The organism is Corynebacterium uterequi, from assembly GCF_001021065.1.
GTDB lineage: Bacteria > Actinomycetota > Actinomycetes > Mycobacteriales > Mycobacteriaceae > Corynebacterium > Corynebacterium uterequi.
Genome location: NZ_CP011546.1, coordinates 481,514 through 496,487, shown reverse-complemented (window position 1 = coordinate 496,487; position 14,974 = coordinate 481,514). Strand labels below are relative to the sequence as shown.

The following is a 14,974-nucleotide window of genomic DNA, read 5'->3' as shown; positions in this document are numbered from 1 at the left end:
CGCCTACTCCGCCGGCTTCACGACGACGATCAAATCGCCGCCTTCCACCTTCGTCGCACCCGAAATCGCGACACGATCCACCGTGCCATCGATAGTGGCCGAAATTGAGGCTTCCATCTTCATAGCCTCAATCGTCGCTACCGGTTCACCGGCCTTCACCGCGTCACCGGCCTTCACTGACACGGTCACCACGCCGGCGAACGGTGCCGGCACGTGCCCAGCCTCGGCCGGGTTCGCTTTCTCCACCTCGGCCACGTTGGATTCCACGTTACGGTCACGAACCTGCAAAGGCCGGATCTGTCCGTTGACGGTGAGGACGACGGACCGCATACCCTTATCGTCCGGTTCGCCGATGGCATCAAGCCTCACCACCATCGGCGTCCGCTGGTCCTCGGCATCCCCATATCGCACAACTGTCTCGACGCCCTCCGGCAGACCGTAGAAGAAGATATGGTCCTCGAGCAGCGACGTGTCGCCGAACAGCCGACGGTGCTCGGCAAACTCAGCGGCTTGCTTCGGGAACAGGAGCCGATCCAGAGTTGCGCGACGATCGAGGCGGTTCGCAGACCGCAGCTTCGACTCATCGTCCTTCGACACATCGACCATCGGTGCGTGTCCCTGACCACGACCCTCCAGGATCTTCTCGGTGAGCTCGGGCCAACCGCCCGGAGGGGTACCCAATTCGCCTCGGAGGAAGGAGATGACCGAGTCCGGAATGTCGTACTTGTGCGGATCTTGGGCAAATTCGGCCGGGGTAATGCCTGCTCCGACCAGGGACAGCGCCAGGTCACCCACAACCTTCGACGACGGGGTTACCTTCGTCGGCCGGCCCAGGATTTCGTTCACGCCAGCGTAGGCGTCTTCGATCAATTCGAAGCGGTCGCCAAGGCCCAGGGCTGTCGCCTGCGTACGGAGGTTCGACAATTGCCCGCCCGGGATTTCGTGCCGGTATACGCGGCCCGTTGGCCCCGGGATGCCAGACTCGAAGGGCGCGTAGACCTGACGCACGCCTTCCCAATACGGTTCCAACTCGGCAACGGCAGCTTCGGCAATGCCCGTGTCGCGGTTAGTGTTGGCGAAGGCGGCGACGATGGCGGACAAGGATGGCTGGGATGTCGTACCTGCGAGGGGGGCTGAGGCGCCGTCGACGATGTCGGCGCCGGCTTCGGCAGCGGCGAGGTAGGTGGCGAGCTGGCCGCCGGCGGTGTCGTGGGTATGGACGTGGATCGGCAGATCGAATTCCTTGCGCAGAGCGGCCACGAGTTTGGCGGCTGCGGCGGGTCGCAGGAGGCCGGCCATGTCCTTGATGGCAAGAATGTGCGCGCCGGTGTCGACGATGTTCTCGGCCAGTTTGAGGTAGTAGTCGAGGGTGTAGAGGTCCTCGTGGGGGTCGAGGAGGTTTCCGGAGTAGGCCATCGCGACTTCGGCGATGGTGGTGTTGGTTTCCAAGACCGCGTCGATAGCGGGGCGCATCTGGGAGACGTCGTTGAGAGCGTCGAAGATGCGGAAGATATCGATGCCGGAATCGGCTGCTTCCTGGACGAATGCCCTCGTGACCGATTCCGGGTACGGGGTGTAGCCGACGGTGTTACGGCCCCGCAGCAGCATTTGGATGTTGATGTTCGGCATCGCTTCGCGCAGCGCGTCGAGCCGCTTCCACGGGTCCTCGTAGAGGAATCTCATGGCAACGTCGTAGGTGGCGCCGCCCCACGCTTCCACGGAGAACAGTTGCGGCATGAGGTGGCTGGTGGCGACCGCCGGGTGGATGAGGGTGTCCGTTCGCACGCGTGTGGCCAGGAGGGATTGGTGGGCGTCGCGGAACGTGGTGTCAGTGACGCCGAGGGCGCGCTGGGCGCGGATCTTGCTGGCGTAGCCCTGGGGGCCGAGTTCGAGGAGCTCGTCACGGGAGCCGCGGCGACGGGGCTCGTCGAGGTCAACATTCATCAGCTTGCGCCACGGTTGGATACGCGTCGGCGCAGGCCCGTTGGGTTTGTTGACCGTGACATCGGCCAGGAAATGGAGGATGCGGTCGTGGGCGTCGGAGGCCGACGGAGCGTCGAGCAGGTGCGGATGGGCGTTGATGAACCCGGTGTCAATGCGTTCGTTCTGGAATTCCGGTTCACGCAGGAGTGCGCGGAGGAACCCGATGTTGGTCGACACGCCGCCGACCTTGAATTCGTTCAGTGCGCGCAGTGCGCGGTGCACGGCTTGCTGGAAGTCGGCACCGCGGCACGTCATCTTGACGAGCAGCGAGTCGAAATTCGGGGTGATTTCGGTTCCTACGGCGACGCTGCCGTCGAGCCGGACGCCTGCGCCGCCCGGGGAACGGTAGCTGGTGATGACGCCGGAGTCGGGGCGGAAGCCATTGTTCGGGTCTTCGGTGGTGATGCGGCATTGCAGCGCGGCGCCGACGAGGCCGATGCTGTCCTGCCGCAGCCCAAGCTCCTCCAGGGTGGCGCCGGCCGCGAGGTGGATCTGGGCCTTGACGATGTCGACGCCGGTGACTTCCTCGGTGACTGTGTGCTCCACTTGAACGCGTGGATTCATCTCGATGAAGACGTGGTTGCCGGACTCGTCGACGAGGAATTCGACCGTACCGGCGCCCTGGTAGTTGATGTGTTGGCAGAAACGGACAGCGTCGGCGCAGATGCGGTCGCGCAGCTCGGCTGGGATGTGCTGGGCGGGTGCGATCTCGACGACCTTCTGGTGGCGGCGCTGCAGGGAGCAGTCACGTTCGTAGAGGTGGATGACGTTGCCTTGGGAATCGGCGAGGATCTGTACCTCGATATGCTGCGGGTTGATGACCGCCGTCTCCAGGTACACGTGCGCGTCGCCGAAAGCGGCCTCCGCCTCGCGGGAAGCCTCGGCAGCGAGCTGGCGTAGCTGCTCCGGGGTTTCGACGAAGCGCATACCGCGTCCGCCGCCGCCGGCGACGGCCTTGACGAAGATGGGGAAGGTGAAATCCTGGCTGTATTCGACGAGCGTGTCCGGATCCGTCGACGGTTCCGAGTCGCGCAGTACCGGTAGGCCCGCCGCCTTGGCGGCTTCGACGGCTGCGGATTTATCGCCGGTGAGGTCGAGGGTTTCCGGCGTCGGGCCGATAAAGGTAATGCCGTTGTCGCGGCAGGCGCGGGCGAGGTCGGCGCGTTCGGAGAGGAAGCCGTAGCCGGGGTAGATGGCGTCGGCGTCGGAGCGTTTCGCGGCGCGGATGATTTCGGAGATGTCGAGGTAGGCCTTGACGGGGGCGCCTTCTGTGCCGATTCGGACTGCTTCGTCGGCGAAGGGGCGGTGGAAGGAGTTGCGGTCTTCGCGGGGGTAGACCGCGACGGTGGTGGCGCCGGTTTCGTACGCGGCGCGGAATGCGCGTACCGCAATCTCGCCGCGGTTGGCGACGAGGACCTTGCGGAAGGAGGGCAGTTGCTCGGTGGTCACGGGCGCGAGGTCCTTTCTGTGTTAGTTAGAACACGTTGGGGGCGGATTGGGAGGGTGTTCGTTCTAGGTTAACGATTGATGACCGACTCACCCCGGGGTGTGGGTGAGGCGGTCATCGTGGGTGGCTGGGGTGGTTAGGCTGTCGGGACCTCACGCTGGTCGCGGCCGTTGTAGGCGGAGAGCGGGCGGATGAGGGAGTTGTTTTCGTATTGCTCGATGATGTGGGCGGTCCACCCGGTGATGCGAGACATGACGAAGATGGGGGTGAAGAAGGGGATGTCGAAGCCCATGATGTAGTAGGCGGGGCCGGTGGGGAAGTCGAGGTTCGGCCGGATGTTGATGGAGGTGTTGTCGTACATGGTTTGGGCGAGGATGTCGTACATCTCGACCCACTTTTCGGAGCCGGGGTGCTCGGAGGCGAGCTTTTTGAAGGCGGCTTCCATGGTGGGGACGCGGGAGTCGCCCTTCTTGTAGACGCGGTGGCCGAAGCCCATGACGAGTTCCTTGCGGGCGAGCTTGGCTTTGGCCCAGTCGTCGGCGCGGGCGGGGTCGTCGATCTCGATCATGGTGTGCATGACGGCTTCGTTGGCGCCTCCGTGGAGTGGGCCCTTGAGGGCGCCGATGGCGGCGACGATGGAGGACCAGACGTCGGATTGGGTGGAGGTGACGACGCGCGCGGCGAAGGTGGAGGCGTTGAAGGAGTGCTCGGCGTAGAGGATCATGGACTTGTCGAAGCATTCGACGTCGCCGGGCTTGTTGAGGGGCGAGTCGGGACCGTCGCCGAAGACCATCCACAGGAAGTTTTCGGTGAAGCCGAGGTCGTTGCGCGGGGTGATGTAGCCTTCGCCGCGGCGGCGGCGGATGTCGAGGGCGACGATGGTGGGGATCTTCGACAGCAGCGCGCGTCCGGTTTTCTTGATGTGCTCGATGCTTTCGGTGAAGTGGTATTCGTCGTCGGCGCCGAGGAAGGAGATGGCGCAGCGCAGCACGTCCATGGGGTGGCAGTCCAGGGGCATGGACATGACGACGTCGATGGTGCGCTGGTTGAGCTCGCGGCTGTTCCAGCATTCTTTTTTGAATTCGACGAGTTGCTCGGCGGTGGGCAGCTCGCCGTGCCACAGGAGGTAGGCGACTTCTTCGAAGCTGCAGTTCGCGGCGAGGTCCTGGACGGGGTAGCCGCGGTAGAGCAGGGAGTTGGTGTCGGGGTTGACTTTGGACACGGCGGTGTAGTCTGCGACGACGCCGGCGAGGCCCTTGTAGATCTTGGTGTCGGACATGATTGTTCTCCTTAGTGGGTGTCGAAGGTGGACCCGTAGGTGTCGGGCGAGTAGGTGAAGAGGGCGGAGTCGACGGCGTTGTAGCCGGCGTAGTTGACCAGCTCGTAGAGCCGGGAGCGGTGCTGCATTCGGTCCAGCCACGCGGTCTGGGTGCCGGTGGTGCCGATGTCGGTGAGGGCTTGTTCGACGGCGCCCATCGCGATGCGCAGGGTGGTCACCGGGTAGATGACCGCGTTGTAGCCGATGTCTTCGAGGGTGCCGGCGGGGATGAGTTCGGTTTTTCCGAATTCGGTCATGTTGGCCAGCAGCGGGGTGTCGACGGCGTCGCGGAAGCGCTTGAAGTCGTCGAGGGTGTAGAGGGCTTCGGTGAAGATGAGGTCGGCGCCGGCGTCGGCGTAGGCCTTGGCGCGGGCGATGGCGGCGTCGACGGATTCGATGCCGGCGGCATCCGTGCGGGCGCAGATGACGAAGGCGTCGTCGCGGCGCTCGGTGGCGGCGGCGGCGATGCGGCGCACCATGACCTCGGTGGGGACGACTTCCTTGCCGTCGAGGTGGCCGCAGCGCTTGGGGTTGACCTGGTCTTCGAAATGGCAACCGGCAAGGCCGGCGCTTTCAAACTCGGCGACGGTGCGGGCGGCGGACATCGGTTCGCCGAATCCGGTGTCGGCGTCAACGAGCACGGGCAGGGTCGTGGCGCGGGCGATGTGCCCAGCGCGGGTGGCGACTTCGGTGAGGGTGGTCAGCCCGATGTCGGGCAAGCCGAGGTCGTTGGCGAGCACGGCGCCGGAGACGTACACGCCGCTGAACAGGCCAAGGTCCTCGATGAGCCGGGCGGTCAGGGGGTTGAACGCGCCGGGCAGGGTGGTGATCGCGTCGGCGGTTAGCGAGTCGCGCAGCGCGACGCGTCGTTCGTGGGGCGTCGTGGCGGGGGCGAACAGGGGCATTAGAACAGTCCTTCCGGGGTGTCGGGGGCCTGCGCGAGGATGTCGTCGGAGACGACGATGTTGAGCTCGGTGAGGTCGGTGAGGTCGGCGAGGTTCTCGGCGGCGGCCAGGAAGCGGTCCTGCTCAGCGGCGGTGACGACGCCGTCGGCCAGCTCGCGGAACTTGGCGATGTACTGCTCGCGGCCGAAGGGCCGGGCGCCGCCGGGGTGGGCGTCGGCGAGGGCGATCTCGTCCTCGATGACGGTGCCGTCGCGCAGGGTGATGACGGCACGGCCGCCGAAAGCCTTCTCGGCGGGGTCGGTGCTGAGGTAGCGGCGGGTCCATTCGGGGTCTTCGACGGTGGAGATCTTGTGCCACAGTGCGACGGTCTCCGGCCGGGCGGCGCGCTCCGGGGCGTAGGAGTCGACGTGGTGCCACTTACCGTCCTCCAACGCGACGGCGAAGATGTACATGATGGAGTGGTCGAGGGTCTCGCGCGACGCCGTCGGGTCCATCTTTTGCGGGTCGCCGGCGCCGGTACCGATCACGTAGTGCGTGTGGTGCGACGTGTGCAGCACGATGGATTCGATGTCACCGAGGTTGCCGATGCGTCCGCGCAGGCGGCGGGCGAGGTCGATGATGGCCTGCGCCTGGTATTCGGCGGAGTGTTCCTTGGTGAAGGTGTCGAGGATGGCGCGTTTTTCCTCACCGTCGGCGGGCAGCGGGATGGTGTAGGTGTGCTCGGGTCCGGCGAGGAGCCAGGCGATGACGCCGTCTTCGCCTTCCCAGATCGGCGCGGGGGCGCCTTCGCCGCGCATGGTGCGGTCGACGGCTTCGATGGCCATCTTCCCCGCGAAGGCGGGCGCGTAGGCCTTCCAGGAGGAGATGAGCCCCTTGCGGGACTGGCGGGTGGCGGTGGTGGTGTGCAGGGCCTGGCCGACGGCCTGGTAGATGGTGTCGACGTCGAGGCCGAGGAGCGTGCCGATGCCGGCGGCCGCGGACGGCCCGAGGTGCGCGACGTGGTCGATCTTGTGGGCGTGCAGGCTCATGCCGCGCACGAGGTTGACCTGGATTTCGTAGCCGGTGGCAAGTCCGCGCAGGAGGTCGATACCTTTCTTATTCGCGTGTTGCGCGACGGCGAGGATCGGCGGGATGTTGTCGCCGGGGTGGGAGTATTCGGCGGCGAGGAAGGTGTCGTGGAAGTCGAGTTCGCGGACGGCGGTGCCGTTGGCCCAGGCCGCCCATTCGGCGGAGACGCGTCCCGGGATGCCGAAGACGGTGGCGCCGCGGCCGTCGGCGGCGGGGTGGGCCTGTGCTTGGCGACGGGCGACGGTGGGCGGGCGGCGGGTGATGGAGGCGACGGCGACGGCGGCGTTGTCGATGATGCGGTTGATGATCATCTCGGCGGTGTCGGTGGGGACGGCGACGTCGTCGGCGGCGACGCGGGCGATTTTGTAGGCGAGGTGCTCTTCGTAGGGGAAGTCTTCGGCGCTGGGGTGGGTGCGCACGGTGTGGTTGATCACGGCTGCTCCTTCGGCATTGCGGGCGGGGCGAATCGGTTGCAGATCACCCTAACCGCGAAAACGTGTCCAACCTCATAGCGAAGGATGTATAGTTAAGTGGCATTAGTGCGGCGAATGTGCGAAGTGAGCAAATTTGCCAGTTCACACCGGATTTCCATAGGGGTGCCAGACCATGACCAAGCTCTTCGCGGGGGGACGAATCCGGACGCTGCGCCGCGGCAGTCGGCTCACGCAGGCGGAGATGGCGCGTCGGCTGAACATCTCCACCAGCTACCTCAACCAGTTAGAAAACGACCAGCGCCCGCTGAGCGTCGCCGTGCTGCTGGCGTTATCGGAGGCGTTCGACGTCGATGCGTCCTATTTTTCGGCGGATCGGGATGCGCGCACCGTCGCCGCGCTGCGGGAGGCGCTGCCGGGGGTGCCGTCGGAGCAGCTCGCGGACATCGCCAGCCGCTACCCGGAGGTGGCGCAGCGGCTCATCCGCACTCCCCCGCAGCCGTCGGCGCCGAGCGCCTACGCGCAGGCCCAGAACTACTTCTTCCAGGCGCGGCACTACATTCATGAGCTGGACGTCGCCGGCGAGCGGTTGGCGGCGTCGTTGGGTTCGCCGCAGTTGCGGGTGGGGCGGTTGTCGGAGCGGCTGGACCGGGACGCCGGGGTGACGGTCAACTTTCGGGGAGACACCAGCGGGCCGCGGCGGCGGTTCGACGTCGATACCCGCACTCTGACGCTGCGCACGGGGTTGCGCGAATCGCAGCTGTGCTTCGAGATGGCGCTGCATTACGCGCTGACGGTGCATCGAGGCAGCCTCGACGGTTTGGTGGACGACTTGGCGTCGACGGAGGCGCAAGCGATCGCGCGGCTGGGGTTGGCGCAGTACTTCGCGGCGGCGGTGACCTTGCCGTACACGGAATTCCTCGACCAGGCGGAGGAGACGCGCTACGACGTGGATAAGTTGTCGTATCGGTTTTCGACCAGTTTCGAGTCGACGTGCCAGCGACTGTCGAGCCTGCAGAGGCCGGGCTCGCGCGGCGTGCCGCTGTTCTTCGTGCGCACGGATCGGGCCGGCAATATCTCGAAGTATCAGTCGGCGACGAGTTTTCATTTTTCGCGCAGTTCGGGCACGTGCCCGCTGTGGGTGATCCACCGCGCGTTCGAGACTCCGAATCGGGTGACGCGGCAGGTGACGTCGATGCCCGACGGCCGGTCGTATCTGTGGGTGGCGCGCTACGTGGCGGGAGCGTCGCGCGGGTTCGGCCGCCCCCGGAAAGAGTTCGCGGTGGCGCTGGGGTGCGACCTAGACCGGGCGCACCAGTTGGTGTATTCGGACGGGTTGGATTTGAGCCCCGAGGCGGCCACCCCGATCGGTCCGGGGTGTTCCGTGTGTGCGCGCTCGGGGTGCCCGCAGCGGGCGTTTCCGCAGGCGGGCCGGGAGGTGGTGGTGGACTTCGCGGAGTCGCGGGAGGAGCGTTACCTTACGCGTTAGGCGAGGTCGTCGGTGCCGATGAGCCGCCGGGCGGCTTCGGTGATGGAGCCGGACATCGAGGGGTAGACGGAGAAGGTTTCGGCCAGGTCGGTGACGGTGAGCTGCCGGGAGACGGCCAGGGAGATGGTGGTGATGAGCTCCGAGGCGATGGGCGCGACGACGACGCCGCCGATGACGATGCCTGAACCGCGGCGGCAGAAGATCTTGACGAAACCGTGGCGCAGCGAGCGCATCTTGGCGCGCGGGTTCGACGCCAGCGGCAGCGTGATGGTCCGGGCGGGGATTTGCCGGTCGGCGATCTCCCGCTCACTGAGGCCGACGGTGGCGATTTCGGGGCGGGTGAAGACGGCCTGGCCGACGGTCTTGAGCCGGATCGGGGACACGCCCTCGCCGAGGGCGTGGTACATGGCCACGCGGCCCTGCATGGCGGCGACGGAGGCCAACGGCATGAGGTCGGAACAGTCGCCGGCGGCGTAGATGGAGGAGATGTTGGTCCTTGACACCCGGTCGACCTTGATGTGGCCGCTGGGGGTCGTGTCGACTCCGAGCTTGTCGAGGCCGAGGTTGGCCGTGTTGGGGACAGAGCCGATGGACATCAGCGCGTGGGAGCCGTGGATGACGCGGCCGTCCTCGGTGCGCACGATGACGCCGTCGCCGGTGTTGACGACCTCGTCGACGCGCGCGTGCTTTTCTAGTTTGACGCCCCGCTCGGCGAGGACTCGCTCCAGCGTGTCGGCGGCGTCGGCGTCGTCGTGGGGCAGGATCCTATCCCTAGAGGCCACCATGGTGACCTCGACGCCGAGCTCGGCGAAGGCGGAGACGAATTCGGCGCCGGTGACGCCGGATCCGACGACCACGAGGTGTTCGGGCAACTCGGTGAGGGTGTACACCTGCTGCCAGTTGAAGATCCGGTCGCCGTCGGGCCGCGCCTTAGGTAGCACGCGCGGGCTGGCGCCGGTGGCGACGAGGACGATGTCGCATTCGAGGGTTTCAGTGCCGCCCTCGGTGAGGTCCACGGTGACGTGGTGAATGGTGGTCGTCGACTGTTCCTCGGCGAAGTAGCCGAGGCCGTCGATGACCCTCACGCCGGCGCGTTGCATCTGCTGGTGGATGTCGGCGGACTGGCGGTTAGCGAGCTCGACGACGCGGGCGTTAAGCGCGGTCAGCGACAGGCTCGTGTTGCCGATGCCGGCGTTGAGTTCCATGTCCTCGGCGCGACGCAGGTCGGTTTTGATGTTCGCGCCCGCAATGAAAGATTTCGACGGCACGCAGTCGTAGAGCACCGAGCTGCCGCCCACGCCTTGTTTTTCCACCAGGGTGATGTCCGCCCCGAGGTTCGCTCCCACCAGCGCCGCTTCGTATCCCGCGGGGCCGCCACCGATGATCACAATGCGCTTTTTCATGGGAAGTCGTCAGAACCTTTCAGGCCGGATGTTTGGACGCGTCAGCACCCCCAGCCTAGCGGTTAGCCAACCCTGTGGAGCAGTATTCCTCCGCAACGGAGGCAAACAGCCTTACCCCCACAGCGATGGCACGCTCGTCGACGAGCAGGTCACCTTGGTGCAGATCTCCACGGTCGCCCTCCCCCGACCAGCACCCGAGCCGGGCCATGCAGCCGGGAACATGCTCCAGGTACCAGGAGAAATCCTCCCCGCCGCTGGATTGGGGCGCCTCGATGATGGCCTGCGGGTCGACGCGCCGCCCGGCGTCGGCGAGCAGGGCGGTGGCGACGTCGTCGTTGAGCACGGGGGGAACACCGCGGGTGTAGCGGAAGACGTGGCCACACCCGGTCGGGGCTAGCGTGGCGGTGACGAGCTCGTCGAGCAGGCCCTCAATGACCCGCCACGTCGCGATGTCGGAGGTGCGCACGGTACCGCGCACCCGGCCCGATTGGGGGATGGCGTTGGCAGCGAAACCGGACTCGATCTGCCCAAAGACGAGCACGGTGCCGGTGCGCGGGTCCACCCGTCGCGACAGCAGGGCCGGCAGCTGGGTGACCAGCGTGCCGAGGCCGTAGATGACGTCGGCGGACAGGTGCGGGCGTGAGGTGTGCCCGCCAGGGCCGGTGACCTCGATCTCGACGATGTCGGTGGCGGAGGTGATCGCCCCGGTGCGCACGCCGACAGTGCCCACTCGCAGCTTCGGTTCGACGTGCACGGCGTAGAGAGTGCGCACCCCCTCCAGCGCACCCCAGGCGATGACGTCCGTCGCCCCGCCTTCGATGACCTCCTCGGCGGGCTGGAAGATGATCCGCACGCCCTGCGGGAGGTCGGCGCCAGCCAGGGCGCAGGCGAGCGCCAGAGCGATGGTGGTGTGGACGTCATGGCCGCAGGAATGGGACACGCCGTGGTGGATGGAGGAGAACTCTAGGCCGGTGGCCTCGACGATGGGCAGGGCGTCGATGTCAGCACGGAAGGCCAAGCGGTCGCCGCCGGCGGGGCCGATGTCGACCATGAGCCCGGTGCCCGGGAAGAGGTGGGGGGTAAGCCCGTGGGCGCGCAGGATGCCGGCGAGGAACTCGGTGGTGGCGTGTTCGTGTCCGGACAGCTCCGGGTGGGAGTGGATGTGCCGCCGCCAGGAGATGACGTCGTCGTAGTGCTCGCGCAGCCACGCGTTCACGTGTTCGGTGATCGACATGGCCGGCGCCATCCTTCCCACAGTCTTCCTCGGCGAAAATCTGTGGGAAAGTGTAGTACTAGACTAAGCTGTTCACTAATCGTCCGGGTGAAGCCCCCACTTCAGCGAGGCGTCGAAGGGCTCGACGTCCGCCGGGCTGCAGGGCCAGCTCACCGCGTAGGGCGGCCGCTCCACCGGACACTGCCCAAACACGGGCAACCCCACCGCGGGAAGGATCACCATCGGCGGGACGTCGAGGGCAAAAGCCACCTTGTAGAGCGTGGACACCCGCGGGCTCGGGCCGTCGGGCGACTCCAGCTGGCCGAGCGCGTTGCGCGACAGGCCCGCCAGCCGGGCCAGGCGCTGCTGGCTGATCCCCCGCATCACGCGCGTGTCGCGCACCCGTCGGGCCAGCTCTGAGCGGTAACTGGGCCAGTGTATTGCTGTGGTATCCAAGACTTCCCCCCTGAAGCCGTCGAATAAGTCGTGACCTACAGGTCGATGTTACGCGGTCCGTAGAGGCGGTCGCCAGCGTCGCCGAGGCCGGGCACGATGTAGGCGTCGTCGTTGAGCTCCGGGTCGATCGTCGCCGTCACCAGGCGCACCGGCAGGCCGGACTCCGCCAGGGCCTCCACCCCCGGCTGTGCGGAGACGACGCACACCGCGGTGATGTCCGTCGCACCCCGCTCGGCGAGCAGGCGGATGGCGTGCAGCAGCGAACCGCCGGTGGCGAGCATCGGGTCGACGACGAACACCGGCTGCCCCGTGAGGTCCTCCGGCAGCGCCTCCAGGTACGGGACCGGCTCGTGAGTCTTCTCGTTGCGGGCCAGGCCGATGAACCCCACCTGCGCGTCGGTAATCATCGACAGCGCCGGGTCGATCATGCCCAGCCCGGCGCGGATGACGGGGACGATGATCGGCGGGTTCTGCAGGCGCGTGCCCGTCGCTTCCGCCACGGGGGTGGTGACCGGGAACTGCTCGACGGCCAGGTTTCGGGAGGCCTCGTAGATCAGCATTCCGCCCAGGTCGTTGAGAGCCGAACGAAAAGCGGCGTTATCGGTGCGCTCGTCGCGCAGGATCGTCAGGCGGGCGGCGGCCAAGGGGTGATCGACGACTGTGATATTCATAACCTCCATGCTAGCCGCCGCGGGAACCCTCCCCGGATTGACGCGGTCTAAGAAAGCATGAACAACCTCCAGATCGACCCAGACCGCACGCAACTGTCCGCCCACGATCTCCTCGCCCACGCCCTGGCCACCTCCCTTCCCGCGGAGCGCGAGGTCCCGCCGGGGCTCGGCCCCACCACCGACTTCGCCGCCGCCCTCGACGCCGCCTCCACGGCGGTAGCGCTGCGATCGCGGCTGCTGGCGGGCATCCTCGAGGCCCATGCCGTCGACGCGCACCTTTTCGCCAGCACCGTCCGGGAGCACGACGTTGCCCTCGCCGGCCGGCTGGCTGCGCACGGTGAGCGGGTGTGCCCGTGATTTCGCTACGCAGCGTCATGGAGGAGCTCGTCTCCCACACCCCGGCGGCGATGCCGGCCGAGCCGCTGCCCGCACTGCCGACGTCGGACATCGCCGACACGCTCACCGCGCTGGCACGCGACATGAGCGGCGACGCCCGGTCGCTTATCGACGAGGTCGACCGGCATCAGTCGGAGCGCGAGACCGTCAACGAGACCACCACCCGGGCGAATGACCTCATCGTCGACTGCGGCATCGACATCGGGGCCACGGCGGTGGAGTTCACCCGCGGGGCGCTGGCACTGTTGGGCCAGGCGGCGGTGCCGACACCACTGACCAAAGCCACCGCCGTGGTGGGGGTGGCGCTGCTCGCCGCCCGGGCGCGATCGGAGGTGATGGCGCGCCTCGAACAGCTACGAACCGACCTCGCCGAGCCGACCGCCACGCTCGACGAGGTGACCGCCGCCCCCGACCCGCTGGCCGGGCGCGCGGGGTCGTTTTCGGCGCCGCCGGAGCCGGCCCAGCAGCCGCCGCCTCCCCTGCCGGAGCCGGCCACCGAGCCAACACCCGAACCAACACCCGAACCAACACCCGACCCGACGCCGGCGGCGCACAGCGTCGGCCAGGCCGCCGTCGACGCCGCCCTGACTCAGCTCGGCACGCCCTATGTCTGGGGCGGCACCGGCAACGGGGGCTTCGACTGTTCCGGGTTGACCCAGTGGGCGTATCGGCAGGCCGGGGTGGAACTGCCGCGGCTGGCGCAGGAGCAGACGGTGGGCCGGCAGGTCAGCCAGGACGAGCTGCTTCCCGGCGACCTCCTCGTCTGGGAGGGCCACGTGGCCATGTTCATCGGCGATGGGCAGATCGTCGAGGCCGGTAGCCCCGTCGAGATCAGTCCCCTGCGCACGTCCAACATGGGAATGGCGTTCAAGGGGTTTTGGCGGCCCACCGGCTAGGGCGTTGGGTAGACTTCGCTGCCATGAGCTCTCGTTCGATCGTTCCCGTCTCGCTGTCTCTCAACCAGGGCGATGTCTACACGCTGTGGGCACCCACCTGGGTCGAGCATGGCTCTCAGTGGCAGGCGTTTCTCGGTGACGACACCCACATTCTGGGCTTCTCCTCCCCGGCGGAGCTGCTGTGCTACATCGAGTCGACGTCGGCGCACGACCTCGCGTCGCACCCGCAGTGGGCCACGTTTAACGCCCTGCCCGCCCACCGGGTTGTGCCGGGGGTGAAGGATCGCTACGACCTGGTAGGGGTCCCCGACGCCTTGGCCGGTCGCGCCTCCTACGACAACGTGGCCACCGCCGCCGGCGTCTTCGAGGTCACGGAGTCCCTGGCGCACGTCGGCCAGGCGCAGCGCGCGGTGACGTTCTTCGCCACGCACTCGGTGCTGCGCAACGTCCAGCGCGGCGCGGAGCATTACGGCGGCTCCGATGGCGACGCGGAGTGGACCGCCGTCGGCCGGGCGGTGCTGTCCAACTGGGCGGAGGTGCTCGCCAGCATCGACGAGGTGGTGCGCGTCGTCGAGCCGTCGCACAGCCCGGAGCAGCTGGCGGACGCCGAAGCCCGCATCGACCAGGCCCAGGCCGCCGCCGAGGCCGCCCGCGAGAAGGCCGAGCAGGAGCGTCAGGCCAAGCTGGATGAGGCGGATCCTTATGACACGTCGGTGTGGGCGGAGGCCGGCATCGACCCGATCAAGATCACCGCCCGCGGCACGAGCGTGTACAGCCTGCGCACCTACGTCGACGGGCGTCCGGTGTTCCTCGGCCGCTACGGCCAGATCACCACGTTCCCCTCCCGCAAGCACCTGGTGCGGTGGATCATCGAGCACGACGATCACGACCTCGCCCGCGTGAGCACCTGGGAGGATGTACACGCCTTGGCCACCGGCGGGGACCTGGAGGTCACCGTCCACCCGGACAACGCCTATTCCTTCACCGGGCTGGCGGAGGACATCCTCGAAGGCCCGGACGCGGTGGATGCGGAGCAGATGAACCGCGCCTACGAGCTCATGGCCGACGCGGCGGACTGGGCGGCGGACGACTCGCTCAACTCCTACCTGTTGGCAAACCCGCGCTTCCAGGACTACCTGTCGTACATGCTCGGCTCGACGGACGCGGCCGGCTACCGGCCGTCGAAGCCCTATCAGGACAAGGCCGATAGCTGGCGCGAGATCGAGGACATGCTCATCAAGCGGCTGTCCAAGTTCTAGTGCGACGCATCACCAGCAGAGGGTCTACACTCTGCTGGT

The 14,974-nt window shown here is 67.2% G+C and carries 12 protein-coding genes; 4 read left to right on the top strand and 8 right to left on the bottom strand.

Features of this window, described 5'->3' with window-relative positions:
• Positions 1 to 3: 3 nt before the first annotated feature.
• The 4 genes from CUTER_RS02330 to prpD form a co-directional block, all read right to left on the bottom strand.
• Positions 4 to 3,432, bottom strand: a complete 3,429-nt coding sequence (locus CUTER_RS02330; protein ID WP_047259076.1) for a pyruvate carboxylase — start codon at positions 3,430 to 3,432, stop codon at positions 4 to 6.
• A 134-nt stretch (positions 3,433 to 3,566) separates the two neighbouring features.
• Positions 3,567 to 4,709: a bifunctional 2-methylcitrate synthase/citrate synthase gene (locus CUTER_RS02325; protein ID WP_047259075.1), complete on the bottom strand. Its 1,143-nt coding sequence runs from the start codon at positions 4,707 to 4,709 to the stop codon at positions 3,567 to 3,569.
• A gap of 11 nt (positions 4,710 to 4,720) precedes the next feature.
• Positions 4,721 to 5,653: a methylisocitrate lyase gene (gene prpB / locus CUTER_RS02320; RefSeq protein ID WP_047259074.1), complete on the bottom strand. Its 933-nt coding sequence runs from the start codon at positions 5,651 to 5,653 to the stop codon at positions 4,721 to 4,723.
• Complete coding sequence (prpD, locus tag CUTER_RS02315; protein ID WP_047259073.1) at positions 5,653 to 7,155, bottom strand: 2-methylcitrate dehydratase PrpD; 1,503 nt, start codon at positions 7,153 to 7,155, stop codon at positions 5,653 to 5,655. The genes prpB and prpD overlap by 1 nt, the downstream gene beginning before the upstream one ends.
• 172 nt (positions 7,156 to 7,327) lie before the next feature.
• Between prpD and CUTER_RS02310 the strand changes: the two genes are divergently transcribed.
• Positions 7,328 to 8,641: a short-chain fatty acyl-CoA regulator family protein gene (locus CUTER_RS02310; RefSeq protein ID WP_047259072.1), complete on the top strand. Its 1,314-nt coding sequence runs from the start codon at positions 7,328 to 7,330 to the stop codon at positions 8,639 to 8,641.
• Here CUTER_RS02310 and CUTER_RS02305 read toward each other — a convergent pair.
• The 4 genes from CUTER_RS02305 to upp all read right to left on the bottom strand — a co-directional run bounded on the left by CUTER_RS02305 (position 8,638) and on the right by upp (position 12,384).
• Positions 8,638 to 10,044 carry an NAD(P)H-quinone dehydrogenase gene (locus tag CUTER_RS02305; RefSeq protein ID WP_047259071.1) on the bottom strand — a complete coding sequence of 469 codons (1,407 nt, stop codon included), beginning with the start codon at positions 10,042 to 10,044 and terminating at the stop codon, positions 8,638 to 8,640. The genes CUTER_RS02310 and CUTER_RS02305 overlap by 4 nt on opposite strands.
• Positions 10,045 to 10,099: 55 nt before the next feature.
• Positions 10,100 to 11,278, bottom strand: a complete 1,179-nt coding sequence (locus tag CUTER_RS02300) for an amidohydrolase (protein ID WP_047259070.1) — start codon at positions 11,276 to 11,278, stop codon at positions 10,100 to 10,102.
• A 75-nt stretch (positions 11,279 to 11,353) separates the two neighbouring features.
• Positions 11,354 to 11,713 (bottom strand): helix-turn-helix domain-containing protein, encoded by a 360-nt coding sequence (locus tag CUTER_RS02295; RefSeq protein WP_047259069.1) that lies wholly within the window; start codon positions 11,711 to 11,713, stop codon positions 11,354 to 11,356.
• Between the two features lie 35 nt (positions 11,714 to 11,748).
• Positions 11,749 to 12,384: a uracil phosphoribosyltransferase gene (gene upp / locus CUTER_RS02290; RefSeq protein WP_047259068.1), complete on the bottom strand. Its 636-nt coding sequence runs from the start codon at positions 12,382 to 12,384 to the stop codon at positions 11,749 to 11,751.
• Positions 12,385 to 12,441: 57 nt separating this feature from the next.
• Here upp and CUTER_RS02285 point away from each other — a divergent pair, with 57 nt between their 5' ends.
• The 3 genes from CUTER_RS02285 to CUTER_RS02275 are packed head-to-tail and all read left to right on the top strand — an operon-like array spanning position 12,442 to position 14,935.
• Positions 12,442 to 12,741, top strand: a complete 300-nt coding sequence (locus CUTER_RS02285) for a hypothetical protein (protein ID WP_047259067.1) — start codon at positions 12,442 to 12,444, stop codon at positions 12,739 to 12,741.
• Entirely contained in the window at positions 12,732 to 13,676 is a 945-nt protein-coding gene (locus tag CUTER_RS11235; protein WP_236684748.1) for a C40 family peptidase, read from the top strand. The genes CUTER_RS02285 and CUTER_RS11235 overlap by 10 nt, the downstream gene beginning before the upstream one ends.
• A gap of 23 nt (positions 13,677 to 13,699) precedes the next feature.
• Positions 13,700 to 14,935 carry a hypothetical protein gene (locus CUTER_RS02275; RefSeq protein ID WP_047259066.1) on the top strand — a complete coding sequence of 412 codons (1,236 nt, stop codon included), beginning with the start codon at positions 13,700 to 13,702 and terminating at the stop codon, positions 14,933 to 14,935.
• The last annotated feature ends 39 nt before the right edge of the window (positions 14,936 to 14,974 follow it).

Excerpts from the sequence above, each read along its gene's own strand:
- prpB (WP_047259074.1), bottom strand. The coding sequence starts at position 5,653 with ATGCCCCTGTTCGCCCCCGCCACGACGCCCCACGAACGACGCGTCGCG.
- CUTER_RS02305 (WP_047259071.1), bottom strand. The coding sequence starts at position 10,044 with ATGAAAAAGCGCATTGTGATCATCGGTGGCGGCCCCGCGGGATACGAA.
- upp (WP_047259068.1), bottom strand. The coding sequence starts at position 12,384 with ATGAATATCACAGTCGTCGATCACCCCTTGGCCGCCGCCCGCCTGACG.
- CUTER_RS02275 (WP_047259066.1), top strand. The coding sequence starts at position 13,700 with ATGAGCTCTCGTTCGATCGTTCCCGTCTCGCTGTCTCTCAACCAGGGC.
- CUTER_RS02310 (WP_047259072.1), top strand. The coding sequence starts at position 7,328 with ATGACCAAGCTCTTCGCGGGGGGACGAATCCGGACGCTGCGCCGCGGC.
- CUTER_RS02285 (WP_047259067.1), top strand. The coding sequence starts at position 12,442 with ATGAACAACCTCCAGATCGACCCAGACCGCACGCAACTGTCCGCCCAC.
- CUTER_RS02325 (WP_047259075.1), bottom strand. The coding sequence starts at position 4,709 with ATGTCCGACACCAAGATCTACAAGGGCCTCGCCGGCGTCGTCGCAGAC.
- CUTER_RS02300 (WP_047259070.1), bottom strand. The coding sequence starts at position 11,278 with ATGTCGATCACCGAACACGTGAACGCGTGGCTGCGCGAGCACTACGAC.